The sequence below is a fragment of the Legionella sp. km772 genome, assembly GCF_003989735.1.
In the GTDB taxonomy this organism is placed as follows: Bacteria; Pseudomonadota; Gammaproteobacteria; order Legionellales; family Legionellaceae; genus Legionella.
Genome location: NZ_RZGQ01000093.1, coordinates 1 through 11,401 on the forward strand (window position 1 = coordinate 1; position 11,401 = coordinate 11,401).

Sequence of the window (11,401 nt, forward strand, 5' to 3'; positions counted from 1 at the left end):
GAAAATCAAATAATCACTATAAAGATCAAGCATATCCATTTAATTCCCTCCCTAAAATTAAGGGCGGAATTCTAATGCTTTTTAGTCAAACTACAAGTTTATGTGCGTAACATGAGTGAATAATTTGGAGGGTAATGAGGTGGAAGCATCATCTAATACCGCATTAAAATTTTTAGTTGCACTGACAACCTCCTTACCTAATTTTTCGAGGGCTTTAGGTCCTTCTAAACCACCAAATTTTTGCGCGGAGCTAAAATCATGCATGGTTTCTAAGGCGGTATGCATTAAGGCAGAACCCGCGCTGGTTAAAGACAATACACGCAATGAACCTATGGTTTCCTTAGTAGTTTTTTGATCCGGGTTATTATTTAGTTTATTGTCAAGTTCAGATAAATAATTTTGCTCTTCTTTTAAAACCTCAATACGTGCTTTATTGGCAGCAAAGCCTGGCGCTTGCTCATCTTTAACCTTGTCATAAAGCACTAGCAATTCGCTCGCATTGGATTGACGCAGATCGCTAATCTGCTTCCTTGCTCTATCCTCATCTTTCATAAATGCATCGGCAGCCCCAGAGGCAGCACCTAAGAGAGCACCTTTTGCACCTCCTTTTACTATGCCACCCAGAGTATTTACTAGGCCTTCATTTTCAACATAGCCTTGCCGAATCCCTTTAGCAGCCCCCACAGCTGCATCTAAACAACTCACAACTAAGGCTTTCATTCCAGTAAACAGTTTATCGCCTAGAGAACGTGAGTCGTCCTTAATCATCTCACCCAGCGTATTGCCTATACGTTTGGTTTCACTCACTAATTTAGCGACAAAGCTGGAGTCATTTTCCTTTGCTTTGAGGGTGAGATTAACACTATCCACTAAAAAATTGGCTTTAGTTAGGTTATCATGGACGGTTTTTAAAGTAGCCATATCACTTTCTGCCGCGGTACCTGTGCGTATTTTTTGGGCAGTGGCACTAAAGTGCTCTTGACATGCATCACATACAGCAGATATGTCCTCGCGCAATTGACCGGGCAAAGCGCGTGCATTAGCTTTATGTCGCAAAGCAAATTGTGTTTCTAAGACTTGATCTAATAGGCGCTCAAGTTCCCTTGCTTTTTCCTTATCTAGGGGCATAGTTCTCTCGGAACAATAGATACATTATAATAAAGTATAGGCTAATTTTTTATCTAGATTGCAGCTAAGTAGCGAGGCTAATTACGCCATACTAGGGGTGATAATACCTATTATAACCGTCGCGCTAAGGCTTGCTAGTTATAATAGGGTAATTAAAATTTGGATCAACTAGGTGAATTGATAATTGACTTTAACCACAGCTTCGCCAGTGCTGACACTTAACTTGGCATAGGCTGGTTGATAATAGAAATTATTAATTAATCCTGCCGCAGGATAAATAGGTACAGTAGCTAAATTGAATTTTTGGGAACCATAATTGGTATAACGCGCCTCAACACCAATATTTAAATTGGGCGAAAGTGCATACGCTAAGCCAAGCCCCCCCGTTCCACCTACCATGACCTCATTATCATTACCGTAAGCTGCAGGATAAACAACCCCACCAGAACTGCTTTCAATAAAATTAGCGGCAAAATTGATATTGGCTAACGCAACGCCACCTACGCCATAAAACATGAAATTATTCCACGCATAACCCAGGCGCGCTAAAACCGCTGAATGCCAGTTGTTAGTTGCCGCATAACTATCATCCACTACGTAGGCCGTAGTGGAGCTAAGCTCCGCCGCAGTAACATAATGGATGGCGTCTAATCGCTCACCATTAAAACTAAATTCTGCGCCAAATAGCCAATTGCTGTGGGTTTGATAGTTATAACCAATTTGCCCACCAGCGGTAAACGAACTGACATCTTCATTGTAAGATTGAATAGAAGGACCAATTACACTATTCCCAACGAGCAGCGTTTCAATCCACACTGGGGCAGAATAAGAACCCCACAGGTAACCGGCATTTCCACCGATATAAAACCCGGTCCAATTGTGAACCGAGTGGACTGGCCCCATTCCACCTGCATAAAGACAGGATGTGCTAATCAAAAAACCTGTACTTACTACCAATTTATTAAAAAAGTCCGTTTTCATACCTGCTCCTGCAGCTAGTGTTATAACCAATACACAAATAAGAAGAGGAATAACCAAACCACATCCACGAAGTGCCAATACCAAGCAACCCCTTCAAAGCCGAAATGTCTTTCCGGGGTGAAATGGCCACGTTTGCAGCGGACTAAGATAACAATTAACATAATCGTCCCTAGTGTCACGTGTAATCCATGGAAGCCGGTTAGCATAAAAAAGGTGGTACCATAAATACCGGAGGCTAACGTTAAATTCATTTCCGTATACGCCTCATGATATTCATAGGCTTGCAGGCATAAGAAAAGAATACCTAGGCTGATGGTCAACGCCATCCCAACTAACAATTGGGTGCGCTTATTAAGTTTCAACGCCCAATGCGCCCAGGTGATCGTCACACCGGAGGTTAAAAGAATTAACGTGTTAATTGCCGCTAATCCCCAAGCACCCATCGCCTCACGAGCACCTGCAAAAATGTTGTTATTGGGGTTAGTAAGTAAAGGCCAAACTGCCTTAAAATCCGGCCAAAGAGTTGTATGGGTAATCGGATGGATTTCACCACCTAAAAGAGGAAGGGCCCATATCCGGCTAAAGAATAAGGCGCCAAAAAAAGCACCGAAAAAGCAAACTTCCGAAAAAATGAACCAACACATACCCCAACGGAAGGATCTATCGACCTGCTCATCGTAGACCCCTTTCGCATTTTCATAGATCACCTGGCCAAACCAGCCAAACATCATGGCAATGATAATACAGAACCCGAGAAAGAAAATATAAGGACCATACCAGTCATGATGCAGCCACGATGCAGCACCTACTAACATAGTTGTTAATCCACATGATCCCACTAATGGCCAATGACTGGGCTGGGGGACATAATAAGTACCGTGTGCTCCCATTGTATTTTGCTCTCCTATACCTAAATACGCATTTAGTTGTTTTTTAATTAAGTGCTCTGTCTGTTACATCAAATAATGTGTAGGACAGCGTTATTGTATTCACATTTTCTGGCAACTCTGGGTCTAAATGAAACAATAAAGGCATGTTCATTGCTTCATGACCATTGAGCGTTTGCTGGGTAAAGCAAAAACACTCGGTTTTCTTTAAATACTTTGCAGCAATGCCTGGAGTCACGCTTGGTACCGCTTGCACTACCATTGGATGATTTGTTTTATTTTCCGCATAAAATGCTAGTTTGGTTATCTCACCTGGATGTACTTTTATTTCCTTTACTTTCGGATAAAAAGCCCAAGGTACCCCGCTATTATTGGTGGCCACAAACTGTACTAATACTTCACGGTTTTTGACCACTTTAACCTTTGCTGCATCATAAGCTATGGCTTCCGTATTGGTTTTGCCATTGATGCCTAAACTTTTGCATAAAGTATTGTAAATAGGCACCAAGGCAAAACCAAAAGCAAACATACCAAGTACTATAAAACCCAATATAATCAGTAACTTTCTTTGTTTTCTCTCTTCAGTCATTAAAACCCCACCTTAATCAATCTTAGGTGGAGTAGTAAAGGTATGGTATGGCGGTGGAGACGGTAGAGTCCATTCTAAGCCATGAGCGCCCTCCCATACTTCCGCTGTGGCTAAATCTTTGCTTGACCCTTTTTTACGAACAGTGAGAAATACATTGTATAAGAATAATAATTGCGAAAAACCAAAAATAAAGGCTCCAATCGACACAATCACATTAAAGTTGGCAAACTGCAGGGCATAATCAGGAATTCTTCTTGGCATGCCAGCTAAGCCTAGGAAATGCATCGGGAAAAAAGCAATATTTACGGAAATAACGGATAACCAAAAATGCCATTTACCCAGCGTCTCATTGTACATATGCCCGGTCCACTTGGGTAGCCAATAGTAGGTCGCTGACATTAATGAAAAAATAACGCCAGGGACAAGCACATAGTGGAAATGAGCGACAACAAAATAACTATCTTGATATTGATAATCGGCTGGAACTAAAGCAAGCATTAATCCCGTAAAACCACCAATGGTAAATAAAAACACAAAGGCTAAGGCAAACAGCATGGGGGTTTCAAAGGTCATTGCCCCTTTAAACATGGTGCTTACCCAGTTGAATACTTTAATTCCCGTGGGCACCGCAATGAGCATCGTCGTGTACATGAAGAAGAGTTCTGCACCTAAAGGGATACCCGTGGTGAACATATGGTGCGCCCAAACTATAAAGGAAAGCACAGCAATACTTACTGTTGCATAGACCATGAAGTGATAACCAAATAATGGTTTGCGGCTAAAGGTAGGAATTACTTCTGAGATAACTCCGAAAGCAGGTAAGACTAGAACATATACTTCAGGATGGCCAAAGAACCAAAAAATATGTTGGAATAAAATGGGGTCGCCTCCGCCGGCAGCATTAAAGAAGGACGTTCCAAAATGGCGATCTGCGAGCATCATGGTTACCGCACCAGCAAGCACAGGCATAATGGCTATTAATAAAAATGCCGTAATTAACCATGTCCATACGAACATTGGCATTTTCATTAAAGTCATGCCAGGAGCGCGTAAATTTAGAATGGTTGCAATGATATTAATCGAGCCCATAATTGAAGACAATCCCATCATATGGACAGAAAAGATCATGAAATCTGTACTCGGAGGAGCATAGGTAGTAGACAGCGGCGCATACATAGTCCAACCAAAGTTTGGTCCACCGCCTGCATGAAACATCGTAGAAAATAATAAAGAAAAAGCAAAAGGAAGAATCCAAAAGCTCCAGTTATTCAAGCGCGGCAGAGCCATATCAGGCGCACCAATCATCATTGGGATTTGCCAGTTTGCCATTCCTGTGAACGCGGGCATGACCACACCGAATAACATAATTAAACCATGTAAGGTGGTCATTTGGTTAAAAAAGTTAGGATCAACAAAACGGTGACCCGGTTGGAATAACTCAGCTCTTATTATCAGCGCCATGCCACCGGCAACAAAAAAGCTAATCATTGCGAGCCAAAGGTATAAAGTACCAATATCTTTATGGTTCGTAGTAAAGACCCAGCGTTTTATATAGCCGAGCAAGCCTTTTCCACGGACTGGGCCATGATCATGTCCATCATGCAAATCATGATCGTGTGTTAATGTATCGCTCATCGAAAACCTCCAGCGTTAACCTTATCAACCATCTTAGGTTGTTTGTTTTGTTCCTGCCTTAAGCTTGCCACTTCTGCAGGTTGTATTAATTCATCGGTATTGTTACCCCAAGCGTTACGCTCATAGGTTGCAATAGCCGCAATTTCCTCATCTGTTAATTGATCTTTATACGATTGCATAGCAGAACCTGGAATTCCGTTCATAATTATATCTAGATGGCGGGTAATGGGATGACCTACAGCCACAGAACTATGCTGAAGAGCAGGATAAAGTGGAGGGATGCCTTTACCATTTTCTTGGTGGCAAGCAACGCATATTAGTTCATACTTCTCTTTTCCTAAGGTCATGAGTTCATTGCGAGTCAAGGTTTTTTGCTCTGCTACTACAGGTTGAGCAAAATTCACTGTTTCTTCAGTTTTCTTTTGATTATTAATCCAGGTTTGGAATTCTGCATCGCTAACGACATCAACGACAATGGGCATAAACCCATGGTTAATCCCGCAAAGCTCAGCGCACTGCCCGCGGTAAGTACCCGTTTTTTCAATTTTCGCCCAGGCTTCATACATATAACCTGGCATTGCGTCACGTTTAATACCCAATTCAGGCACCCACCAGGAGTGGATAACATCATTAGAGGTCACCAGGAAACGGATTTTTTTATTGACGGGCAAAACTAAAGGCTTGTCTACTTCAAGCAGGTACCATTCCCCTTTCTTTTCTTTGTTTTGAATTTGATTATAGGGTGTTGAGAGGTTACTAAAATAACTTACCCCTTGATCAATATACTCATATTGCCAACGCCATTGGTAACCCGTTATTTTAACAGTTACCTCCGATTTATTGGTATCTTCCATGCGAATTAAAACGCGGGTGGCCGGAATAGCCAAACCTACCAAAATTAAAAAAGGGATAATAGACCAGACTATTTCTAAACGCTGATTGTCATGAAAAGTAGCTGGAATGTAGCCTTTAGATTTTCGGTGATGAATTAAGGAATATATCATTACGCCAAAAACCACGACGCCGATAATAGCGCAGACCACCATACACACCATATGCAAATAATACATATCTTTGCTTAGTGGCGTTACTCCACGATACATATTAAGCTGCCACTGATCGGCGGCAGCCATCACTGTTTGCGCACCGAAAAAAGTGACTAACAGTACTAAAGATCTACAGATTTTTAACCTGTTTAACATCCCAATCCCTCATTGATTACGGTTAGTAAACTAACCTAAATTTATTTAATTAACCTATACAAAATAATCATTACTTCAAGGAAGAGCTTTCTTCACTTTTTGTAGGGTTCTTTCCCTCATCATGATGAGGGGAGTTTTCGCTACTTTTGGTTTGTATCTGTCTAGCTTGTGCACGAGTTAACGATTCATCTAGCAGATAATCTACTGCAGAAATAATGTCATTATCAGAACAAGTCACACAAGCTCCTTTGGGCGGCATCGAGTTAAACCCGTCAATGGCATGGCGGTATAAACCCTCTAAACCACTATCGTTTAAGCGCATATACCAGTTGGACGCATCACCAATAAGTGGCGCGCTCATCTCTCCGTTTTGGTGACAAATCACACAAGCGGTTGTATAAACTAAGCGTCCGCGAGCCAAGGAAGGTTTGGCATTTGAAGGAGGAAGCCCCAAAGGTTCTTCACTTTCAACTGTTTTAATATAGGTTGCAATAGCCATCATATCGGCGTCAGTTAAGTACTTTAAGCTATCGTGGTTAACTTCAGCCATGGGGCCTGCAACAGGGCCTGCGTTATTGATTAATTTATCTTTCTTAAATACATCCACCACCTCTTCATGAGTGGCAGACTCTAAGCCCCATTTAGTAATATTTGGTGCCCAGAAACCATCAATAAAACCACCAGTTAAATAATAACGCTGCTTAGGTGAGCCTGCTAAGTTCAAGGGAGTATGGCACATGCTACAGTGGCCTAAACCATCCACAATGTATTTACCACGGTTCCATTCTGGAGTTTGATCATTGCGGTATTCAATAGGGCTGTTGTCGGGGAAGAAAAAGAGCATATTCCAGCCCCATAAGCTTAGACGAGCACCAGGTACGCCAAAAGGAAAGCCTAGCGGCGTATTTTCTTGATGAATAGCAGGGATACTCATAAAGTAAGCATACAAAGCACGTGCATCATCATCAGAAATTTTTGAAAAATAGATATACGGGAAAACCGGAAAATAATTTCGCCCTTGCGGATCTCTACCTTCTTTTAAGGCTCGGATAAAATCTTGTTCAGTCCACTTCCCAATCCCAGTTTCTTTATCAGGGGTAATATTAGGACTATAAAAAGTACCAAAGGGAGTCTCGATCGCTAAACCACCGGCATAGGGGCCTTTATTTGACCTCCCATCCGTATGACAAGCTATGCAATCGCCCATTTTGGCCAAATATTCACCGCGCTTGACTAAGTCTTCTTGGCCAGCAGCCGGTGTAGTAGGCGGATAAGCAGGATAATAACCATCTATCAGCTGTTCATGGCCTGAGGGTTTATCACTGGAGCTAACAGAACCATTAAGAGGCTCAGCGTATACTTGTCCTAGGCTTACTAAAGTAACTAAGGTAAATGCAATTGATATTCTTTGTGACAAAGAGCCCACGCTCCCTCCTATTTGTTCTTATTTTAACTACTCTCATGAGGAGACAGAATAATTATCGCATTTTATACCCCAGCACTAAGATCTTGCAATGTTATTCCGCAATTCGAAGTCTCTTTTCATAAAAAAATGTTTTTTATGGCCATAAATTAGTAGTATTTAATTAAAAAACAGCTTTTTAATTGCCGGCAACGCTAACAGATTTTGAACAGGGCTGATATAATGCTCTTTTTGTGAGCGCTACTTTTTTTGAAATAGGAACAATCATGGCTTTTAAACCAGTAATGGAACTTCGTGCTTTGCAAGAGATGACTCGCCATACCACGGTCATTGATGATCAAAAAATTTTATTGCTTTGGCATGAAGGACAAGCCTATGCCGTTCAATCCCAATGCCCTCATTTAAAACTACCTTTAGTGAAAGGAAAAATAACGGACCAAAATAGCATTGTCTGTCCTTTTCATAAAAGTGAATTCGATTTAACGACGGGCGAAGCTAAATGCTGGTCACCCTGGCCACCGATACTAGGAAAAGCCTTAGGTAAAATTGGCAAAGAAAAGAATTTAAAGATCTACCCTATTAAAATTGATAACGAGCAAATCTGGGTAGATGTTCACTCACTGGCATCAGCTTAAGACAAATAAAAAATCGCCATTTGGCAACGAAGTGCAACAACTCAGCCGTGCTAATTTGGGGTGCTGCACTAAGCTTTACTATGGACGCTTAAACAGTAGAACGACCTTTATGTGCACGTTTACATCTCTTTGCCAATACGAGAAAGATTTTTTTAGCCGGATAGCCAAGGGCAATAATTCATAAGGGCGAGCCAGGACTCGCTAGCACTTCGTTTTTTGGGGATAAAGCCATGAAAGTAGTCAATGCCATGTTTTCTAAAGTGAATGGCGGTTTAGAGCAAGTTTTTTTAAATTATATCCCGACCCTCGAGCAACAAGGCAATCTCGTCATTCCAGTCATCCATCCTAAAGCAGAAATTCTTAATGTGTGTCCCCCCCAACATTTACGCACTATCCACAATTTTAACCAGCATGATTTTTTTGCTGTCTATAAATTAAGAAAGTTAATTCAAACAGAACAACCTGATTGCATTATCACCCACAGCTACCGCGCCGCTTATTTGTTTAAAAAAACTAGAACTGCCGTTCCAAAAATAGCTGTTTGTCATGTGCAGGGGCATTACAATTTTGGTTCTGATGCCATCATTGCAATTACCGATCGTATGCGCCAAGACATTATTGAAGCCGGTATTCCTGAGCATAAAGTATTTACCGTACCTAATATGTTAGCGTTCACGGAAGAGAAAACCTATAAAGCCCCCAAAGCCTGCGAAATTCCAGTCATTGGGGTTTGTGCTCGTTTTGCTTCGATGAAAGGCATTGATATTTTTCTGGCAGCCTTGGCTGAATTAAAACAAAGAAATGTATTATTCAAAGCAGAAATTGCCGGCGACGGACCAGAAAAAGAACATTATGTAAAATTCATCCGCGACTATCAACTGGAAAAAGAAGTATGCTTACAGGGCTGGGTTAATGACCGCGATTCTTTTTATGACCAACTGGATATTTTTTGTCTGCCCTCACGCAGAGAAGCTTTCGGCTTAGTTATCCTAGAAGCAATGCGTCACTCCCTTCCTTTAGTCCTCACTGACTTGCCAGGACCGAGAGAAATTATAGCGGACTCCGATAGTGCTTTATTTTCTCCTAGTGAAGATCCGATTAGTATGGCTGATAACTTGGAACAAGTGCTTAAAAATATCGAATTGAGGAGGAGACTAGGGCTGAACGCCTTTCAACGCGTACAGGATTACTCCATTGCCAGCATAGGCCCTATATTGCACGACGTGTTAAAAAAAATATGTCACGACTATAAAAATAAAACCCTATAAGCGCGGACATGGCTGGCCGCAACAATTTTTTTCGGACTTGTGTTATAATCACTCGACCTTGATAAACTAAATTGGCTTATGTTCATTTATTTTAATGGCTTGCTTCTCGGTCTCTCCTTAATTATGGCTTTAGGGCCACAAAATATTTTTCTTATTAAGCAAGGCGCTCGACGCAACCATGCGGCTTTATCAGCTGTTGTTTGTTTTATTTGCGATATTATTTTAGTCTGTGCCAGTGTTGCTGGCTTGCATGAGCTTCTTCTAGAGCATCCTAATTTTCAAATTGCGATGATCTGGTTAGGGTCAGCCTTTTTACTTTATTATGCCCTGAAAGCCTTACGCAGCGCTTTTACGCCGAAAAAGAAAGAAGAAGAAGAGACAAAAAACCTTCATAACCGCGCCCAAATAGTGCTTTTTGCGCTAGGATTTAGCTTACTTAACCCGCATGCGATCATAGATACCCTAGTAATTATTGGCAGTGGCAGCAGCCAATTTCCTGATCATGAACTTACTTTCTTAGCAGGCGTTATTACCGCAAGTCTCATCTGGTTTAGTTCCTTAACGCTTACCACTCGGTATTTTGCCAACGTTATTTCAAAAGATTCTATTTGGCAGACCATTGAATTATTTAGTGGTTTAATAATGGCATTTATTGGGATTAAATTAGCGTTAAGCGGTTTTGAATTATAATTAGAAAGGGCCAATCAGTGTGTCGCCAATTGACCCAGTGGAATGACACATAGCAAGTCCAACCTCGCAAAGCAACTATCTCATAATACTAGGCGAGATGTCAATATTTTATGCTAAAGTTCTAACATAGATGCAAGACCCGCCAGAATCATTGTTGTTATTTTTTACTTCGGTTAAAATAAGTTTTTTCTTTGCTTCTACTTCATTATGTTTTACGGTGACACCATTCAAGAAACCCGGCAATTATTTTTTTCTAGTTGGGAGCATTATCAACAGAAAAAACCTTTATCGGCTTTAGAACAACAATTGGTACAAGTCATTTTAGATCACCCCGAATACCAAGCAATTATTGATAACCGTAATAAATTCCAAGAGCATACCTATTACCCTGAATTTGGTGAAACCAATCCTTTCCTGCATATGGGACTTCATCTTGCAGTCCGTGAACAAGTAGCCACTAATCGCCCCACCGGAATTAGCAGCCTCTTCCAACAATTAGTCCAAAAATATAAAGCCCCTCTCTCAGTTGAGCATTTGATTATGGAACAATTAGCCGAATGTCTGTGGCTTGCCCAAAAAAATAACCTGCCACCGGATGAACAACAGTATTTAAATAGCCTTAGTCAGCTGATTCATGCCTAGAAAATAGCACAAACGTTCACTTTATCGGTCTATTGGTTTTTATTGAGCAAATCAAGTATTATAATTTACCTTCATTTCCGATTTTTGAACAAAACATGCCTATTGATGCTTCTTTATTCGCTCATATTCAGAATGACTCATCCTTAAGTGGAACTTATGCCCTCCAAGGCAATCGGTTTATTAATACCGTAGGTTATTTCAATAACTCATGTTACGCACATAAACTTGTAGTTTGACTAAAAAGCATTAGAATTCCGCCCTTAATTTTAGGGAGGGAATTAAATGGATATGCTTGATCTTTATAGTGATTATTTGATTTTC

General features: G+C 40.9%; 12 protein-coding genes. 5 read left to right on the forward strand and 7 right to left on the reverse strand.

The annotated features are described in order from the left end of the window. Positions 1–90: 90 nt before the first annotated feature. The 7 genes from ELY15_RS10035 to ELY15_RS10065 all read right to left on the reverse strand — a co-directional run bounded on the left by ELY15_RS10035 (position 91) and on the right by ELY15_RS10065 (position 7,839). Positions 91–1,128 carry a hypothetical protein gene (locus ELY15_RS10035; RefSeq protein ID WP_127099581.1) on the reverse strand — a complete coding sequence of 346 codons (1,038 nt, stop codon included), beginning with the start codon at positions 1,126–1,128 and terminating at the stop codon, positions 91–93. A 168-nt stretch (positions 1,129–1,296) separates the two neighbouring features. Continuing rightward, positions 1,297–2,109 (reverse strand): outer membrane protein, encoded by an 813-nt coding sequence (locus ELY15_RS10040; RefSeq protein WP_127099583.1) that lies wholly within the window; start codon positions 2,107–2,109, stop codon positions 1,297–1,299. Positions 2,110–2,129: 20 nt separating this feature from the next. Next, on the reverse strand, positions 2,130–2,999 hold the full coding sequence (locus tag ELY15_RS10045) for a cytochrome c oxidase subunit 3 (RefSeq protein ID WP_127099585.1): 870 nt from the start codon (positions 2,997–2,999) through the stop codon (positions 2,130–2,132). A 43-nt stretch (positions 3,000–3,042) separates the two neighbouring features. Continuing rightward, positions 3,043–3,585, reverse strand: coding sequence for a cytochrome c oxidase assembly protein (locus ELY15_RS10050; protein WP_127099587.1), 543 nt, complete (start codon positions 3,583–3,585; stop codon positions 3,043–3,045). A 12-nt stretch (positions 3,586–3,597) separates the two neighbouring features. Continuing rightward, positions 3,598–5,220, reverse strand: a complete 1,623-nt coding sequence (ctaD, locus tag ELY15_RS10055) for a cytochrome c oxidase subunit I (protein ID WP_127099589.1) — start codon at positions 5,218–5,220, stop codon at positions 3,598–3,600. After that, positions 5,217–6,422: a cytochrome c oxidase subunit II gene (gene coxB, locus ELY15_RS10060; protein ID WP_127099591.1), complete on the reverse strand. Its 1,206-nt coding sequence runs from the start codon at positions 6,420–6,422 to the stop codon at positions 5,217–5,219. Before coxB ends, ctaD begins: the two co-directional genes overlap by 4 nt. Positions 6,423–6,492: 70 nt before the next feature. Then, the gene (locus ELY15_RS10065; RefSeq protein ID WP_370449415.1) at positions 6,493–7,839 is read right to left on the reverse strand and encodes a c-type cytochrome; all 1,347 of its coding nucleotides are present in this window, start codon (positions 7,837–7,839) and stop codon (positions 6,493–6,495) included. A 272-nt stretch (positions 7,840–8,111) separates the two neighbouring features. Between ELY15_RS10065 and ELY15_RS10070 the strand changes: the two genes are divergently transcribed. The 5 genes from ELY15_RS10070 to ELY15_RS16125 all read left to right on the forward strand — a co-directional run bounded on the left by ELY15_RS10070 (position 8,112) and on the right by ELY15_RS16125 (position 11,316). After that, complete coding sequence (locus ELY15_RS10070; protein ID WP_127099595.1) at positions 8,112–8,480, forward strand: Rieske (2Fe-2S) protein; 369 nt, start codon at positions 8,112–8,114, stop codon at positions 8,478–8,480. Between the two features lie 230 nt (positions 8,481–8,710). Beyond that, the gene (locus ELY15_RS10075) at positions 8,711–9,748 is read left to right on the forward strand and encodes a glycosyltransferase family 4 protein (protein ID WP_127099597.1); all 1,038 of its coding nucleotides are present in this window, start codon (positions 8,711–8,713) and stop codon (positions 9,746–9,748) included. 78 nt (positions 9,749–9,826) lie between these two features. Next, positions 9,827–10,438, forward strand: coding sequence for a LysE/ArgO family amino acid transporter (locus ELY15_RS10080; protein ID WP_127099599.1), 612 nt, complete (start codon positions 9,827–9,829; stop codon positions 10,436–10,438). A 207-nt stretch (positions 10,439–10,645) separates the two neighbouring features. Further along, on the forward strand, positions 10,646–11,080 hold the full coding sequence (locus ELY15_RS10085; protein WP_127099601.1) for a DUF1841 family protein: 435 nt from the start codon (positions 10,646–10,648) through the stop codon (positions 11,078–11,080). 95 nt (positions 11,081–11,175) lie between these two features. Then, positions 11,176–11,316 (forward strand): hypothetical protein, encoded by a 141-nt coding sequence (locus tag ELY15_RS16125; protein WP_158617445.1) that lies wholly within the window; start codon positions 11,176–11,178, stop codon positions 11,314–11,316. The last annotated feature ends 85 nt before the right edge of the window (positions 11,317–11,401 follow it).